Here is a 16,719-nt window from a genome sequence, read left to right as displayed (position 1 = left end):
ATGGGGTTAGGTATGCGCATGCGCGCGCTGGTTACTGTAGTTGGTCTGCTGTTGATGGCCCTGGCTGTCGAGGCGGTTGCCGCTACGCAAGTACGAAGTGTCCGCTTATGGCGAGCACCGGACAACACACGTCTGGTATTCGACCTGTCCGGGCCAGTCCAGCACAGCCTGTTTACCCTGACTTCGCCTGACCGTCTGGTGATCGATATCAATGGTGCGACGCTTGGCGGCCCCTTGAACGTACCGACGGCCAATACGCCGATCAGCAGCATGCGTTCTGCGCAGCGCACGCCTACCGACCTGCGCGTAGTCATCGACCTGAAAAAGGGTGTGACCCCGAAGAGCTTCACGTTGGCGCCGAATCAGCAATACGGCAACCGTCTGGTGGTCGACCTGTACGACAACGCCGCCGATGCCAATCCGACACCGGTCATTCCGGATACCGCCGCCAACACCGCTCCTGCTGTCCCGGTCAGCCCGGCCAAGCCTGAAATCAAGCTGACCCCGGTGCCGAACGGCAAGCGCGACATCGTCGTGGTGATCGATGCCGGGCACGGCGGGGAAGACCCCGGTGCCTCGGGCGGTGCCGGTCAGAAAGAGAAAAACGTGGTGCTGTCGATTGCCAAGGAGCTGCAGCGCCAGGTCAATGCCGAGAAAGGCTACCGCGCCGAACTGACGCGGACCGGCGACTACTTTATTCCGCTGCGCAAACGTACCGAGATCGCCCGTTCCAAGGGCGCCGACCTGTTCGTGTCGATCCACGCCGACGCCGCGCCGTCCTCTGCGGCGTTCGGCGCATCGGTGTTCGCCCTGTCCGATCGCGGTGCCACTTCCGAAACCGCACGCTGGCTGGCGGACAGTGAAAACCGTTCCGACCTTATCGGTGGTGCTGGCGCTGTCAGCCTGGATGACAAGGACCGCATGCTCGCGGGTGTGTTGCTGGACTTGTCCATGACCGCTTCGCTTTCTTCGAGCCTGAACGTTGGTCAGAAGGTATTGAGCAATATTGGCCGCGTGACCTCGCTGCACAAGTCACGTGTCGAGCAGGCGGGCTTCATGGTGCTCAAGTCGCCGGATATCCCGTCGATTCTGGTGGAAACCGGCTTTATCTCCAATGCCAACGAGGCCAACAAGCTCGGTTCGGCGTCGCATCAACAGGCGTTGGCGCGTTCGATCACGTCGGGCGTCAAGCAGTTCTTCCAGCAGAACCCGCCGCAGGGCACTTATATCGCTTGGCTGCGTGACAACGGCAAGCTGGCCCAGGGGCCGCGCAATCATGTCGTTCGTTCCGGCGAAACCCTGGCCATGCTCGCTGCGCGCTATGACATGAGCATCGCCACCTTGCGCAGCGCTAACAATCTGAAGTCGGATGAATTGAAGATCGGCCAGGACCTGCGTATCCCAAGTTCCGAGGTGGCGACTCAGTAATGACCGATCTCCTGCTCGACGGCGCCGAAGCCGATAACGCTCAGACTGCCCTGAACGCAGCGCGCATTGAACTGCTCAGTCCGCGTCTGGCCAACCAGATTGCGGCGGGCGAAGTCGTCGAGCGCCCGGCTTCCGTGATCAAGGAGCTGCTGGAAAACAGCCTCGATTCCGGCGCGCGGCGCATTGATGTTGACGTCGAGCAGGCCGGTATCAAATTGTTGAAAGTGCGTGACGATGGCAGCGGTATCTCTTCGGACGATCTGCCATTGGCGCTGGCACGTCACGCGACCAGCAAGATTCGCGACCTGGAAGACCTTGAGCGGGTCATGAGCCTTGGGTTTCGCGGCGAAGCGCTGGCCTCGATCAGTTCCGTAGCGCGCCTGACGCTGACCTCCCGCACCCGCGACGCCGATCAGGCATGGCAGGTCGAAACCGAAGGTCGGGACATGGCGCCGCGCGTGCAGCCAGCCGCGCATCCGGTAGGCACCTCCGTTGAAGTGCGCGACCTGTTCTTCAACACGCCGGCCCGGCGCAAGTTTCTGAAAGCCGAAAAAACCGAATTCGATCATTTGCAGGAAGTCATCAAGCGCATGGCGCTGGCGCGTTTCGACGTGGCCTTCCACCTGCGTCACAACGGCAAGACCGTGCTGAGCCTGCATGAAGCGCATGACGACACCGCCAGGGCGCGACGTGTCTCGGCAATCTGCGGGCCTGGCTTTCTGGAGCAGGCGCTGCCTATCGAGATCGAGCGCAATGGTTTGCATCTGTGGGGCTGGGTCGGGCTGCCGACCTTTTCGCGCAGCCAGGCCGACCTGCAATATTTCTTCGTGAATGGCCGCGCAGTGCGCGACAAGCTGGTCGCCCACGCAGTGCGTCAAGCGTATCGCGACGTGCTGTTCAATGGCCGTCATCCGACCTTCGTGCTGTTCTTCGAGGTCGATCCGGCCGCTGTGGACGTCAACGTTCACCCGACCAAACACGAAGTGCGCTTCCGCGACGGGCGCATGGTGCACGACTTTCTGTATGGCACCCTCTACCGCGCGCTGGGCGATGTGCGCCCTGAAAATCAGCTCGTGCCGGTTGTCGCCGAGATACGCCCGAGCGGGCCTGAAGCGGGCGAATTCGGGCCGCAGGGTGAAATGCGTCTGGCCAACAATGTGCTGGAGCAGCCCCAGGGCGAGTCGTTTGCCCGGCCTGCTGCCGGTGGCGGCGCTGGCAGCGGTTATCAGTATCAATACACGCCTCGGCCCACCGCTGGCGTGCCGGTGGCCGAAGCGCAAAGTGCTTATCGTGAATTCTTCGCGCCGCTGCCCAGTGCTGCGCCCGCGTCGCTGCCTGAATCGCCCGGGGATATTCCGCCGCTGGGTTATGCGCTGGCGCAGCTCAAGGGTATCTACATCCTTGCTGAAAACGCTCACGGCCTGGTGCTGGTGGACATGCACGCCGCTCACGAGCGGATCATGTACGAGCGACTGAAAATAGCCATGGCCAACGAAGGTTTGAGCGGCCAGCCATTGCTGGTGCCCGAGTCCATTGCGGTCAGCCAGCGTGAAGCGGACTGCGCCGAAGAGCATCTTGCGACCTTCCAGCGCCTGGGCTTCGAGCTTCAACGGCTCGGCCCGGAAACCCTGGCGATCCGCCAGATCCCCGCGTTGCTCAAGCAGGCCGAAGCCAACCGGCTGGTCAGCGATGTGCTGGCCGACCTCATGGAATACGGCACCAGCGACCGGGTGCAGGCGCACATGAACGAGTTGCTCGGGACCATGGCCTGCCACGGCGCGATTCGCGCCAATCGGCGTCTGGCCATCCCGGAAATGAACGGCCTGCTGCGTGACATGGAAAACACCGAGCGCAGCGGGCAATGCAACCACGGTCGTCCTACCTGGACCCAGATGGGTCTCAATGATCTGGATAAATTATTCCTGCGCGGTCAATGAATGAACGCTTTACCTCCGGCCATCTTTCTCATGGGGCCTACCGCTGCAGGCAAGACCGACCTTGCGATAGAACTGACCAAAGTGCTGCCCTGCGAGCTGATCAGCGTCGACTCTGCGCTGGTCTATCGCGGCATGGACATCGGTACCGCCAAACCGTCGAAGGCTCAGCTGGCTGAATATCCTCACCGTCTGATCGACATTCTCGACCCGGCGCAAAGCTACTCCGCCGCCGATTTTCGCAGTGACGCCCTGGCGGCCATGGCGGAAATTACTGCGCGCGGAAATATTCCTTTGCTGGTCGGCGGCACTATGTTGTATTTCAAGGCTCTATTGGACGGGCTGGCGGATATGCCGGCGGCCGATGCGCAGGTCAGGGCGCAGCTTGAGGCGGATGCACAGGCCTTCGGCTGGCAGTCATTGCACGATCAACTGGCGGTGGTCGATCCCGTTTCGGCGGCACGTATTCACCCCAATGATCCGCAACGGCTGATCAGGGCACTCGAGGTGTATCGCGTCAGCGGAATGAGCATGACGGCACACCGCGAGCAACAAACTGCGCAAAGTACCGAAGCAGCCGCATCAGGGCACCAGCAATTGCCCTATACTGTTGCGAACCTTGCCATCGCTCCGGCTGATCGCAAGGTGCTGCACCAACGCATCGCGCTACGTTTCGAGCAAATGCTGGATCAGGGGTTTCTGGACGAAGTACTGGCATTGCGCTCAAGAGGTGATCTGCATTCAGGGTTGCCCTCGATAAGAGCTGTCGGTTATCGCCAGGTCTGGGATCACCTGGATGGGAAACTGACGCGGGATGAAATGCAGGAGCGCGGCATCATTGCGACGCGCCAGCTGGCCAAAAGGCAGTTCACCTGGCTACGTAGCTGGGACGACTTGCACTGGCTGGACAGCCTGGCCAGCGACAATCTGTCGCGCGCCTTGAAATACCTGGGATCGGTCTCCATATTGAGCTGAGTCCCTGCAATAGCCGTCTATCCTTGGGGGGTGGCCGGTAAGCCAATCGAATTCGATTTATTATTTTATTGATCCTTAAAGGAGTGCGGCACATGTCAAAAGGGCATTCGCTACAAGACCCTTACCTGAATACCTTGCGTAAAGAGAAGGTCGGGGTATCGATCTATCTGGTCAACGGTATCAAGCTGCAGGGTACGATCGAGTCTTTCGACCAGTTCGTCATTTTGCTGAAGAACACGGTCAGCCAGATGGTCTACAAACACGCTATTTCCACCGTCGTACCGGTTCGCCCGATCCGCCTGCCAAGCGCTACAGACGCTGACGGCGCGGACGCCGAGCCAGGTAACGCCTGATAGGAGTCTGCCTTGTTCTTTGAGCGCCACAGTGGTGGTGAACGTGCAATTCTCGTTCATCTGGATGGTCAGGACCCTGAGGCGCGCGAAGATCCGCAGGAGTTTCAGGAATTGGCCATCTCGGCCGGTGCCGATACCGTTGCGTTTATCAACGTGCCGCGTCATCGGCCTTCGGCCAAGTACCTGATCGGCTCTGGCAAGGTCGAAGAGCTTCGCGATCAGGTCAAGGCCGAACAGGCCGATCTGGTCATCTTCAATCACACCCTCACGCCCAGTCAGGAACGCAACCTCGAACGCGTTTTCGAGTGTCGTGTGCTTGATCGTACCGGTCTGATTCTCGATATCTTTGCGCAACGGGCGCGTACTCACGAAGGCAAGCTGCAGGTCGAACTGGCCCAGCTTGAGCACATGAGTACCCGTCTGGTCCGCGGCTGGACTCACCTTGAGCGACAGAAAGGTGGTATCGGCCTGCGCGGTCCGGGTGAAACCCAGCTCGAAACCGACCGACGTCTATTGCGGGTTCGCCTGCGGCAGATCAAGGGACGGCTGGAGAAGGTTCGCAGTCAGCGGGATCAGGCCCGTCGTGGGCGTCGTCGCGCGGATATTCCATCGGTTTCATTGGTGGGCTATACCAACGCCGGCAAATCGACCCTGTTCAACTCGGTAACCGATTCGGATGTGTTCGCGGCAGACCAACTGTTCGCCACGCTCGATCCGACCCTGCGTCGTCTGCAGCTCGATGACCTGGGACCGATCGTGCTGGCCGATACCGTGGGCTTCATTCGCCATCTGCCACACAAACTGGTCGAGGCCTTTCGCGCGACGCTTGAAGAATCGAGCAACTCCGATTTGCTGCTGCATGTGATCGACTCCCACGAGCCGGATCGCATGTCGCAGATCGAGCAGGTCATGGCCGTGCTCGGCGAGATCGGAGCCGAGGGCTTGCCGATCCTCGAGGTCTATAACAAACTCGATCTGCTTGAAGGCGTAGAGCCTCAGATACAGCGCGATGCCGACGGCAAGCCGCAGCGTGTCTGGGTTTCTGCCCGTGATGGTCGGGGGCTTGATCTGCTCAAGCAGGCTATCGCCGAATTGCTCGGCGACGACCTGTTTGTCGGCACGCTGCTTCTGCCTCAAAGTCTCGCCCGGCTGCGTGCCCAGTTCTTTGAGCTGGGTGCGGTGCAGAGCGAAACGCATGACGAGGAAGGTGCCAGCGTGTTGGCCGTACGACTGCCGCGCGTTGAACTCAATCGACTGGTGAGTCGCGAAGGATTGCAGCCGCTGGAGTTCATCGAGCAACACACTTTGCAATAAAAGCACGAGAAAGCCGTTGTACGGCTTTCCCGAGCATTCTGTAGCATTGGTCGGCGCGCCGCGGGCGCGTCTTTGCTTTATCAGATGGAGAGCGCTATGGCTTGGAATGAGCCGGGTGGCAACTCGAATAATCAAGATCCCTGGGGTGGCAAACGCCGTGGCGGCGACCGCAAGGGACCACCTGATCTCGACGAGGCCTTCCGTAAGCTGCAGGAAAGCCTGAAGGGGTTGTTCGGCGGCGGTAACAAACGCGGCAGCGATGGCGGCAGCAGTGGCAGTGGTGGCGGCTCGGGCAAGGGCGGTGGCTTCGGCCTGCTCGGCATCGGGCTTGTCGTACTGGTCGCTTTCTGGCTTTACAGCGCTATCTATGTGGTTGACGAGCAAGAGCAGGCTGTCGTGCTGCGTTTCGGTCAGTACCACGAGACCGTGGGCCCGGGCCTTAACATCTACTTCCCGCCGTTCGATCGCAAGTACATGGAGAACGTGACTCGCGAGCGTGCCTACAGCAAGCAGGGCCAGATGCTCACCGAAGACGAGAACATCGTCGAAGTGCCGCTGACCGTGCAGTACAAGATCAGCGACCTTCAGGCGTTCGTGCTGAACGTCGACCAGCCTGAAATCAGCCTGCAGCACGCGACTGAAAGCGCGTTGCGCCATGTCGTGGGTTCCACGGCGATGGATCAGGTGCTGACTGAAGGCCGTGAACTGATGGCCAGCGAAATCAAGGAGCGTCTGCAACGTTTCCTCGATACCTACCGTACCGGCATCACCGTCACTCAGGTCAACGTACAGAGCGCTGCCGCGCCGCGTGAAGTTCAGGAAGCCTTCGATGACGTGATCCGCGCCCGTGAAGACGAGCAGCGTGCGCGTAACCAGGCTGAAAGCTATGCCAACGGTGTGATCCCGGAAGCCCGTGGTCAGGCTCAGCGTATTCTCGAAGATGCCAACGGTTACCGCGATGAAGTGGTTTCGCGCGCCAAGGGTGAGGCGGATCGCTTTACCAAGCTGGTTGCCGAGTACCGCAAGGCTCCTGAAGTTACCCGCCAGCGTCTGTATCTGGACACCATGCAGGAAGTCTTCAGCAACACCAGCAAGGTTCTCGTGACCGGCGACAAGGGGCAGAACAATCTGCTTTATCTGCCGCTCGACAAGATGATCGAGAGCAGCCGCAGCAGTAACGGCAATGGCTCCAATTCAGGTACGCCATCGCAGTCGGCCAATGATGCTGCCGCTGCTGCCGCCGCTGCCCGGGCGAATGAAGCTCAGCAGCGTGGTGAAGTACGTACCAGGGAGACTCGCTGATGAGTAACAAATCACTGATCACCCTTATTGTCGGCGTGGTACTGGCGGTCATCGCCTGGAACAGCTTTTACATAGTGTCCCAGACCGAGCGCGCGGTTCTGCTGCAATTCGGTCGTGTGGTCCAGGCTGACGTTCAGCCGGGTCTGCATGTGAAGGTTCCTTACGTGAACCAGGTGCGCAAGTTCGACGGTCGTTTGCTGACCCTCGATGCACCGACCCAGCGCTTCCTGACACTGGAAAAGAAAGCGGTCATGGTCGATGCCTACGCCAAGTGGCGTGTGAAGGATGCGGAGCGTTTTTACACCGCGACTTCCGGCCTCAAGCAGATTGCCGACGAGCGTCTTTCGCGTCGTCTGGAATCCGGCCTGCGTGACCAGTTCGGCAAGCGCACTCTGCACGAAGTCGTGTCGGGTGAGCGAGACGCGCTGATGGCGGACATCACCGGTTCGCTGAACCGCATGGCCGAGAAAGAACTGGGTATCGAAGTGGTCGATGTCCGGGTCAAGGCCATTGATCTGCCGAAGGAAGTGAATCGCAGCGTTTTCGAACGCATGAGCACTGAGCGTGAGCGTGAAGCCCGCGAACACCGTGCCAAGGGTAACGAGCTGGCTGAAGGCATCCGTGCCGACGCCGATCGTCAGCGTCGTGTGCTGCTGGCCGAAGCCTATCGCGAGTCGGAAGAAGCGCGTGGTGATGGTGATGCCCAGGCTGCCGCGATCTACTCCAAGGCGTATGGTCAGGACCAGGAGTTCTACGCGTTCTATCGCAGCCTGCGTGCCTACCGCGAAAGCTTTGCGAACAAGAGCGACGTGATGGTGCTTGATCCGAACAGCGAATTCTTTCGCTACATGGAAAAAGCCAAGCCGTAATTAATCACCCGCCGGGCGGCAAAACCGCCCGGTGGGGTGAACGTACGGTGAAACGTGTGTATCATGCGGCAGCCGGGAAATTCCCGGCTTTTTTGCGTCTGCACGATTGATTGGCCGTATCTGAATCGGAACGCGGCAAGATTTTTCGAGGAAAGTGGTCTGCAAGGCCTGTCTCGGGCATTTGTCGTGCCCGTCATACGGCGCACCACTTTCTGCTTCACTCAAGGTCGGCCTGTAGGCTGGCCGCCTGGATCACAGGGGAATGGCGTAATGGCAACGGTCGACCGCTGGCTGCTACCAGATGGCATCGAAGAAGTACTGCCACCGGAAGCGGCGCGCATTGAAGTAGCGCGCCGTCAGGTGTTGGATCTGTTTCAGAGCTGGGGCTATGAGTTTGTCGTCACCCCGCATATCGAGTATCTCGAGTCGCTGCTGACTGGCGCGGGTTCGGATCTGGATCTGCGTACCTTCAAGGTTATTGACCCGCAATCGGGCCGGCAGATGGGCTTTCGCGCCGACATCACGCCACAGGTTGCACGTATCGATGCTCACACCCTGAAACGTGAAGGCCCGAGCCGTCTGTGCTACGCGGGCAGCGTTCTGCACGCTCAGCCGCGCGCGCTGTCGTCCTCGCGCAGCCCGATACAACTGGGTGCCGAACTTTACGGCGATGCGAGCCCGAGCAGCGATGTTGAAGTCATCAGTCTGATGCTGGCCATGCTGCAACTGGCCGATGTGCCGGATGTGCACATGGACCTCGGGCATGTCGGTATCTATCGCGGTCTGGCGCGGGCCGCCGGCCTGTCGGGTGAAGTCGAGCAGCAGCTGTTCGATGCACTGCAGCGCAAGGCCATCGATGAAGTGATTGCCCTCACCGCCGATCTGCCGCCAGAGCTGGCCGCCATGCTGCGCGCACTGGTTGATCTGTGCGGTGGTCGTGAGGTGCTGGACGCCGCACGCGATCGTCTGGCCGGCGCACCGGCGCCAGTGCTGGCCGCTCTGGACGACCTGCTGTCGATTGCCGAGCGTCTGGCTGCGCGTTTCCCGCAGCTGCCGCTGTACTTTGATCTCGGCGAGCTGCGCGGTTACCACTACCACACCGGTGTGGTGTTCGCGGTGTTCGTGCCGGGCGTGGGCCAGTCGATCGCTCAGGGCGGTCGTTACGATGACATCGGTGCCGACTTCGGTCGTGCCCGTCCGGCGACCGGCTTTTCCACCGACCTGAAAACCCTGGTTACCCTGGGGCAGGCAGAAATCGTCTTACCGTCTGGTGGCATCTGGGTGCCGGACAGTACGGATGCGGCACTCTGGCAGATGGTTTGCCAGTTGCGCAGTGAAGGTCAGCGTGTGGTTCAGGCGTTGCCTGGGCAGCAGGCGAGCGCCGCGCGTGAAGCCGACTGTGACCGGCAATTGATTCAGCATGGCGAGCACTGGCAGGTAATGCCGCTGGCTTCTTGAGTATTCCTGCCGGCCGCCGCCGGCACCAAGTTTGCGTGAATGAGGACAAGTGTTATGGGTAAGAATGTCGTAGTCCTGGGCACTCAATGGGGTGATGAGGGCAAAGGCAAGATCGTTGATCTGCTGACCGAACATGCTACCGCCGTAGTTCGCTATCAGGGTGGCCACAACGCCGGCCACACACTGGTGATCGACGGTGAGAAAACCGTATTGCACCTGATTCCGTCCGGTGTGCTGCGCGAAGGCGTGCAGTGCCTGATCGGTAACGGTGTGGTGGTTGCTCCCGACGCGCTCCTGCGCGAAATCGTCAAGCTGGAAGAGAAAGGCATTCCGGTGCGTGAGCGTCTGCGCATCAGCCCGTCCTGCCCGCTGATCCTGTCGTACCACGTGGCACTCGACCAGGCGCGTGAAAAAGCCCGCGGCGAGTTCAAGATCGGCACCACCGGTCGTGGTATCGGCCCGGCCTACGAAGACAAGGTCGCACGTCGCGGTCTGCGTATTGGCGACCTGTTCCATCGTGAGCGCTTCGCCGCCAAGCTGGGCGAACTGCTCGACTACCACAACTTCGTGCTGGTCAATTACTACAAAGAGCCTGCCATCGACTTCCAGAAGACGCTCGACGAGTGCATGGAATACGCCGACATGCTCAAGCCGCTGATGCTCGACGTCACCGCTGCGCTGCATGAGATGCGTCGCGACGGTAAGGACATCATGTTCGAAGGTGCCCAGGGTTCGCTGCTGGACATCGACCACGGTACCTACCCGTACGTCACCAGTTCCAACACCACGGCGGGCGGCATTGCCACCGGTTCCGGTTTTGGTCCGATGTACCTGGATTACATCCTGGGCATCACCAAGGCCTACACCACGCGCGTGGGTTCGGGTCCTTTCCCGACTGAGCTGTTCGATGACGTCGGTGCCTTCCTGGCCAAGCGTGGTCATGAGTTCGGTGCCACCACCGGTCGTGCACGCCGTTGCGGCTGGTTCGACGCCGTCATCCTGCGTCGCGCCATCGAAATCAACAGCATCTCGGGCCTGTGCCTGACCAAGCTGGACGTGCTCGACGGTCTGGAAACCATCAACATCTGTGTGGGCTACGAGAACGAAGAGGGTGCCGTCATCGACGCGCCTACCGACGCTGACAGCTATCTGGGCCTGCGTCCGGTCTACGAGCAGATGCCAGGCTGGAGCGAATCCACGCTGGGTGCCAAGACCCTCGAAGAGCTGCCTGCTGCCGCTCGCGCTTACATCAAGCGTGTTGAAGAGCTGGTGGGTGCGCCTATCGACATCATTTCGACCGGTCCTGACCGCAACGAAACCATCGTGCTGCGTCATCCGTTCGGCTGATACGTCACCGGGCTGTGCCAAAAAGGGTCGCATGTGCGGCCCTTTTTTATTGTCGCACCGGCGGCAGGGAAGCTCAGAAAAGTGAGACTTGTGTCACGGCACGGCGCTTGCTACAAAGATGACAGAAAAGTGCCATCATTTTAATGGCGCTGAGGGTGGAGGGATTCTCCTGTGTCTGCTGTCTTATCTCTATTGCAAAGCCGTCTGCTGCGCCCGGTCTTCATTGCGCTGGGTATCGCTCTTTTGGTGCAGGTGGTGGTGGCGGTTGCGCTTACCCGGAGCACAGTCACTGCGCTTGAGGCCGATCTCGCCAACCGCCTGGGGGTAGATTCGCAACATCTGTCCTCAGAGCTGGAGTCGGCGAGTAGCGAAGTGACATCGAGCCTCGATGCATTGTCAGCCAGCACTCGACAGCGCCTGAGCGTCGGGCTCTCTACCCGTCTGAAGGAAGAGCAGGCTCAACTGCGTGCCACGCTGGAGAAAGACCTGCGCGAGTCCGCGACGGACATGGCCGAATTGCTGGCTGCCGTTGCTCCGCGTGCCATGTGGGACAACGACACGCCAACGCTTTCCGAGTTCGCACGCCGTGCCCAGCGCAATCCCAACGTACTGTTCGTCGTTTATGACGACGCCGCAGGTGAGCACCTCACGCGTTACATGAACCGTGACAATCCGCTGGTCAAGGCTCTTTTGGTCAAGGGGGAGGGCGAGCGGGCGATGGACAAGGTCCTCAATGCGGCGAAAAGCGACCCTTCGGTGTATTACGTCGAGGCATCCATCAGCCCTAACGGCGTAGAGATCGGCAAGGTGCGCATGGGTGTGTCCACGGCAACGGTCGAAGAGAATCTTACTGCCCTGGACAAGCGTTTCGCGACCCTGATCACCAGTGGTGAACAGTTGGTGTCTGACAGCCTTGCCAGTGCCTCGAAGGACAGCTCTGCCGCGCTACGCACGCGCCTGCAGTCGGCTCAGGCGGCGGGAGCGGCAATGACCGCCAACACGCGTGTGGCGGTTCAGGAAGCTGCCGAAACGCTGCGCTGGAGAATCGGCATGGGTCTGGCCCTGGTCGGCCTGGGTGTATTGTTGTTACTGGCGGTGGTGCTCGGGCGTCGGGTCGTCAGCAAGCTGCATCTGCTGATCGCGGCACTCAATGATCTGGCGGCGGGCGAGGGCGATCTGACCAAGCGCGTCAAGCTGGACAGCAACGACGAGATTGGCGACATGTCGGCGGCCGTCAACCGCTTCATCGACAAGTTGCAGCCTATCGTTCGTGAGGCGGGCGAGGTGGCGCAGCGCACCGGGCAGGAAATCGGTGTCATGAGCGAGCGTAACGCCGGTGCCGATGCGGCGGCCGAATTGCAGCGGGACCAAGTGGCGGCCAGTCTGAAAGCGCTGGAGCAGATGGCCGACGAGGCGCAGTCGGAAAGCCAGGCGATGCAGGCAGCCTTGCGTCAGGTGATCGATATCAAACAAGCGACCGATGAAAACACCCGCACGTCCAATCAGGTCGGCGGTTTGATCGAGGCGCTGGCCGGGCAGGTTGAAACCGGTGCGCAGGTCATTGAGCGTCTGGCGCAGCAAAGCCAGCAGATCGAGGTCGTGCTGGAAGTTATCCACGGTATTGCCGAGCAAACCAACTTGCTCGCACTCAACGCAGCCATTGAAGCCGCACGCGCGGGTGAAACGGGCAGGGGCTTTGCCGTGGTGGCTGACGAAGTGCGGGCGCTGGCCAGCAAGACGCAAAGCTCGACGGGCGATATCCAGGAGCACATCATCGCCCTGCAGCGTGGAGCGAAAGAGGCGGTCGCCGCCATCGGCATCGCCGGACGCCAGGCCAAGGAAGGTCTGGAAGTACTGCGAGACAGTGCCAGGCGCCAGCAGACCGTGCAGGTATCTGTCGAGCAGGTACACGCGGCCATTGGTCTGGCGACCAAGGCGGCTGTACATCAGGCTGAAGGAGCGCAGGCCGTTCGCGGTCGGGTAGAGGTGATTCACGCTCAGGCCGAGAAAGCCGCAAAAGCGGTGGTTGAGACGACCGCTAGCGGCAAAGTGCTAAACGGGCTGGCTGCGCAGTTGAAGTCGAGCCTGGGGCAGTTTCGGGCTTGAGGTATAGAACGTTTTCGGGAAAAGGCCTTCGTTTACACCTTAGTCTGTGAGGCACCCAGCACGATGTCTAGCACGTGCTGACAGCGAAGCGAATAATCGAGCGCTAACTTTCAAGGACGCGAGGTTGGCTGTGTCTGGATAATCGCAGGAAGTTTTTTGAAATGCCTACCTGTCAGTTCTGATAGTAACCCTATGGGCAATGACCCCCTACAGTGAGCAAGAGCTCATGATCGCGAATGAGCACGTTGTACTGTGCTTACCTCAGAGCGCACAGCCAGATATTTAACTTTATTTCTATGGATGGAATGAATATGACTGCCTTATTGGAAAGTCCCCTTGCCCCGGTAGGTGTTGGGGGCGTCTGGAGAACTGATGCGGTTACAGGAGTAAAATATGTTCAGTTAGGCTACCCCGACAAGCCGTCATCGCCCCCCTCGCCGTCGGATATGTCCTACCTTGCAGGGCGGGGGCTCGGAGTCAGGCTGCCGTCGATATGGAACAACTATTACTTGAGTTTTGCTCCTGGCGAGCACGTTCAGATTAATTTCAAGGGTAAGTCTCAGAGTGGAACGCTGATTAGTTGGAGTACGACTTACATAGCGCTATCTGTCGTGGGTGGTGATGTACGCACCGTGACGATTCCGTCTGATATTGTGAAAGCGCTCGCCGGTCAAACGGCGACTGTTCAGTATGTCGTCAGGCCCGCAAGTTCCAACAAGACTGGCAAGGTTCGCACATCGCAATCTCTTGAGTTTCAGATTCGAGGTCTTTATCTGCCGGCGCCCGAACTGTTGGAGGCCGTCAACGACTCTATCGACCCGGATCACATCAGTGCCAAGGCTACAGTCAACTTTGTCACTGTCAGTCTCGATTACCCAGGTATTCAGCTTGGGGACACCGTAAAACTGGTCAGGGAGGGCGTGAACGCCAAGCAGAATGCAATTAACTTTACTGACAAAGACCGCCCCATCAGTGCAAGTAATCTACAGCGGCGTCCAATGAAAATTACCTGGACAGATGCTGATATCAAGCCGCTGGTCAATGGCATCATGAGTATCTACTACAAGGTGTATAGAGAGGGCGTCTGGTATACCTCGCCCAGGCGCAATATCTATGTAGGACCCAGCCTTGCGGGTTTGCCGCCATTTATCAACGAAGTTTCTGATAATCGTCTCGATCCGGACAAAATTGCTGACTCTATCAATGTTCATATTCCTTCCGCTGGAACCTTGGTAAAAGACAAGATCACGCTATTCTGGAGTGACTCGTCAAAACAGAAGACGTTTACCGATGAGGGGCTTGTTACCCAGCAGAATGTCGATGGCGACATGTCATTTGATGTGTATCTGGATAATCCCATTGAATTCAACCGGGGCAAGGTTGTGACGGTTTTTTACCTGCTTGAGCGCGTTCTGCCAGATGGCCGGAAAGTCAGCTTTCGTTCTGCTGACTATCAGTTTTTCGTCGGCAGTCAGAAGGATCAGGAGGCTGCAGATTCCAGGGTTTTGACCGGCGCTGTGGTGGACGGTGTCAAAGATGGCAAGATGGATGCTGCTCTTGCGAGCGTTGGAACAAAACTCACCGTACCTTACGCCGAGACTCAGGTGGGAGACAGTGTTACGGCTTATTGGCAGCCGGTCGAGGGTGGTGGTCCGGTCGCACTGGGTGTTCAGGCTGTTGATGCGGCCAACGTGAATATCGACCTGGTATTCAATGTTCCCGCGGCCTCCGTCAGTACAGCGCTCAACAAAAAGGCCATTGTCTATTACGTTATTGAGCGAAAAGGGCTTGGCGGCAAGACTCAGAAGTTCAGGTCTCAGGAAGAACTGTTTTCGGTAGGCACTCAGGTGGCTGGTCTATTGCTTCCTGCTCCTGAGGTTCCGGCGTCTGTTGACTGGGTTCTTGATCCGATGGCCGTGCAAAATGGCACAACAGTGGTTGTTCAGCCTTACCCCGCCATTGCTGTCGGCGACAAGGTTCGGCTCTTCTGGATTGGTACTGACGGCCCCGGGACGCCAGCGATAGCCGAACAAACTGTCGGCAGTGTGAGCAAGGCATTAGAGTTCGTTATTCCAGCCTCGGCAATTGGTTCCAATACCGGGGCAGAGGTCTGGGTCTATTATCAGGTCACGCGCAACGGGCTGATCAATCCGATAGATTCTGACGACACCATCATTGAGGTCGATACACTTGGTGGGGATAACCTGTCTCTGCCAGTGGTCGGCCAGGCACCCACAGATCTGCTGGATCTGGCCTCGGTAAAAACCGACATCGTGGTGACGCTCAAGAAGTGGCCATTCATGGCAGCCGGTCAACGGGTGTGGTTGCGCCTGGAGGGTACTGCCCAGGATGGTAGTGCGGTGGAGATCAACGTCTGGACAGCCAGAATATTGACCGATGCCGATGCAAAGCAGGACTTGGCTATTACTATCACTCGGGCCCAGTTCGATAATTTGGCAGCGGGCAGTCAGTTGCAGGTATTTGCAAAGGTTACGTTCGATGGTGACTTCAGTGACACCTACGCTGAAGACTTTCCTACGCTGAGTTTGACAATCAAACCGCAAGGCAGCTTGCTGAGTGTCAAGTTTTCAGATGTTTCTTTGAGCGCTGCTTATCCGAAGCCAGGCAGCACTGCTGCAGTGCCGCCCGATTCAAGTCAGTTAATGGTTGTTAGTGGCGGTAAAGGTCCCTATACGTTCGTGTCTGGAGATTCGTCTATCGTCGAGGTCGATGCTAAAGGCCTGCTGATGGCCAGGAAGAACGGATCTGTATATGTTCAGGTGCGAGATTCCCTAGGCCAGGTTGTATACGTAACGGTCACTGTCCAAGGTATTTCCACGTTGGAGTACCTGAATTTCGATACTTACACGGAGTGCAAGAAAATTGCCGACAGCAGAGGTCTTGTCATTCCGGATCTGGCTACTTGGCGCAAGCTCCGTGCCGAGGGTGGCGGAAAGTTGAGTATCGACCTCACGGCAGCGCCTGCGGGGCAGCAGTGGGACAGACGGCTCTGGGCAAGTGATAATGGTAGTCTTCCGTTTACCAGAAAGAGCTATTTCCCGGATGATGACAAGGATAAGGATCTGAGAGACATCGTGATAGGTGGCGATGCAGCCTATGGCTTTGGTTTGAAGATATAAGCTGGATGCGGTCTGCTGAGTTGAAGTAAATGACTTTGCAATTCCCCAAAAAAAAACCGAGCCATTGGCTCGGTTTTTTTGAATTGGTGCCCAGAAGAAGACTCGAACTTCCACGACCTTGCGGTCACCAGCACCTGAAGCTGGCGTGTCTACCAATTTCACCATCTGGGCAGCATCAGCAGCGTCTCCGCCGTTGATGGGGCGCACTATACGGCGATCATTTTGCTCTGTAAACCCCTGTTTTGATTTAATAATCAAAACCTGAAAATGCAAAAACCCGCTTTCGCGGGTTTTTGTGAGGCTTGAGACTGTTGTAGTCTGTTGCCTGAATTGGTGCCCAGAAGAAGACTCGAACTTCCACGACCTTGCGGTCACCAGCACCTGAAGCTGGCGTGTCTACCAATTTCACCATCTGGGCAGTATCGACAGGCATCAACCTGTCGATGGCGCGCACTATACGGAGCGCTTTTTAGGCTGTAAACCCCGGCGATGA

General features: G+C 58.6%; 11 protein-coding genes and 2 tRNA genes. 11 read left to right on the top strand and 2 right to left on the bottom strand.

Annotated elements, in window-relative coordinates; translation table 11 throughout:
• From BT119_RS05195 to BT119_RS05145, 11 genes are all read left to right on the top strand, one after another.
• The gene (locus tag BT119_RS05195) at positions 1 to 1,428 is read left to right on the top strand and encodes an N-acetylmuramoyl-L-alanine amidase (RefSeq protein ID WP_197676929.1); all 1,428 of its coding nucleotides are present in this window, start codon (positions 1 to 3) and stop codon (positions 1,426 to 1,428) included.
• Positions 1,428 to 3,365: a DNA mismatch repair endonuclease MutL gene (gene mutL / locus BT119_RS05190; protein ID WP_072364998.1), complete on the top strand. Its 1,938-nt coding sequence runs from the start codon at positions 1,428 to 1,430 to the stop codon at positions 3,363 to 3,365. Before BT119_RS05195 ends, mutL begins: the two co-directional genes overlap by 1 nt.
• Positions 3,366 to 4,337 (top strand): tRNA (adenosine(37)-N6)-dimethylallyltransferase MiaA, encoded by a 972-nt coding sequence (gene miaA, locus BT119_RS05185; protein ID WP_072364996.1) that lies wholly within the window; start codon positions 3,366 to 3,368, stop codon positions 4,335 to 4,337.
• A gap of 92 nt (positions 4,338 to 4,429) precedes the next feature.
• A complete protein-coding gene (gene hfq, locus BT119_RS05180; protein WP_002551819.1) occupies positions 4,430 to 4,690 on the top strand; it encodes an RNA chaperone Hfq in 261 nt (86 codons plus the stop codon).
• 12 nt (positions 4,691 to 4,702) lie between these two features.
• The gene (hflX, locus tag BT119_RS05175) at positions 4,703 to 6,004 is read left to right on the top strand and encodes a ribosome rescue GTPase HflX (protein ID WP_002551820.1); all 1,302 of its coding nucleotides are present in this window, start codon (positions 4,703 to 4,705) and stop codon (positions 6,002 to 6,004) included.
• A gap of 96 nt (positions 6,005 to 6,100) precedes the next feature.
• Positions 6,101 to 7,306, top strand: coding sequence for an FtsH protease activity modulator HflK (gene hflK, locus BT119_RS05170; RefSeq protein ID WP_003366313.1), 1,206 nt, complete (start codon positions 6,101 to 6,103; stop codon positions 7,304 to 7,306).
• A complete protein-coding gene (gene hflC / locus BT119_RS05165; protein ID WP_003366315.1) occupies positions 7,306 to 8,175 on the top strand; it encodes a protease modulator HflC in 870 nt (289 codons plus the stop codon). Before hflK ends, hflC begins: the two co-directional genes overlap by 1 nt.
• Positions 8,176 to 8,445: 270 nt before the next feature.
• Positions 8,446 to 9,633, top strand: a complete 1,188-nt coding sequence (locus BT119_RS05160) for an ATP phosphoribosyltransferase regulatory subunit (RefSeq protein WP_003431936.1) — start codon at positions 8,446 to 8,448, stop codon at positions 9,631 to 9,633.
• A 54-nt stretch (positions 9,634 to 9,687) separates the two neighbouring features.
• Complete coding sequence (locus BT119_RS05155) at positions 9,688 to 10,980, top strand: adenylosuccinate synthase (RefSeq protein ID WP_003366319.1); 1,293 nt, start codon at positions 9,688 to 9,690, stop codon at positions 10,978 to 10,980.
• Between the two features lie 171 nt (positions 10,981 to 11,151).
• The gene (locus BT119_RS05150) at positions 11,152 to 13,086 is read left to right on the top strand and encodes a methyl-accepting chemotaxis protein (RefSeq protein ID WP_072364994.1); all 1,935 of its coding nucleotides are present in this window, start codon (positions 11,152 to 11,154) and stop codon (positions 13,084 to 13,086) included.
• A 311-nt stretch (positions 13,087 to 13,397) separates the two neighbouring features.
• Positions 13,398 to 16,226 carry an Ig-like domain-containing protein gene (locus BT119_RS05145; RefSeq protein WP_072365352.1) on the top strand — a complete coding sequence of 943 codons (2,829 nt, stop codon included), beginning with the start codon at positions 13,398 to 13,400 and terminating at the stop codon, positions 16,224 to 16,226.
• A gap of 84 nt (positions 16,227 to 16,310) precedes the next feature.
• Here BT119_RS05145 and BT119_RS05140 read toward each other — a convergent pair.
• Together BT119_RS05140 and BT119_RS05135 are read right to left on the bottom strand one after the other, a co-directional pair.
• Positions 16,311 to 16,397 (bottom strand) — tRNA-Leu (locus tag BT119_RS05140).
• A 160-nt stretch (positions 16,398 to 16,557) separates the two neighbouring features.
• Positions 16,558 to 16,644: transfer RNA gene (locus BT119_RS05135), tRNA-Leu, on the bottom strand.
• Positions 16,645 to 16,719 lie beyond the last annotated feature (75 nt).

Source organism: Pseudomonas sp. NFACC10-1, from assembly GCF_900119195.1.
In the GTDB taxonomy this organism is placed as follows: Bacteria; Pseudomonadota; Gammaproteobacteria; order Pseudomonadales; family Pseudomonadaceae; genus Aquipseudomonas; species Aquipseudomonas cerasi.
The sequence above is the reverse complement of the archived record's forward strand: the minus strand, read 5'-3'. Positions and strand labels throughout refer to the sequence as shown.

Coding starts and splice junctions, on each gene's coding strand:
- mutL (WP_072364998.1), top strand. CDS start 1,428: ATGACCGATCTCCTGCTCGACGGCGCCGAAGCCGATAACGCTCAGACT.
- hfq (WP_002551819.1), top strand. CDS start 4,430: ATGTCAAAAGGGCATTCGCTACAAGACCCTTACCTGAATACCTTGCGT.
- hflC (WP_003366315.1), top strand. CDS start 7,306: ATGAGTAACAAATCACTGATCACCCTTATTGTCGGCGTGGTACTGGCG.
- BT119_RS05155 (WP_003366319.1), top strand. CDS start 9,688: ATGGGTAAGAATGTCGTAGTCCTGGGCACTCAATGGGGTGATGAGGGC.
- BT119_RS05145 (WP_072365352.1), top strand. CDS start 13,398: ATGACTGCCTTATTGGAAAGTCCCCTTGCCCCGGTAGGTGTTGGGGGC.
- miaA (WP_072364996.1), top strand. CDS start 3,366: ATGAACGCTTTACCTCCGGCCATCTTTCTCATGGGGCCTACCGCTGCA.
- hflK (WP_003366313.1), top strand. CDS start 6,101: ATGGCTTGGAATGAGCCGGGTGGCAACTCGAATAATCAAGATCCCTGG.
- BT119_RS05195 (WP_197676929.1), top strand. CDS start 1: ATGGGGTTAGGTATGCGCATGCGCGCGCTGGTTACTGTAGTTGGTCTG.
- BT119_RS05160 (WP_003431936.1), top strand. CDS start 8,446: ATGGCAACGGTCGACCGCTGGCTGCTACCAGATGGCATCGAAGAAGTA.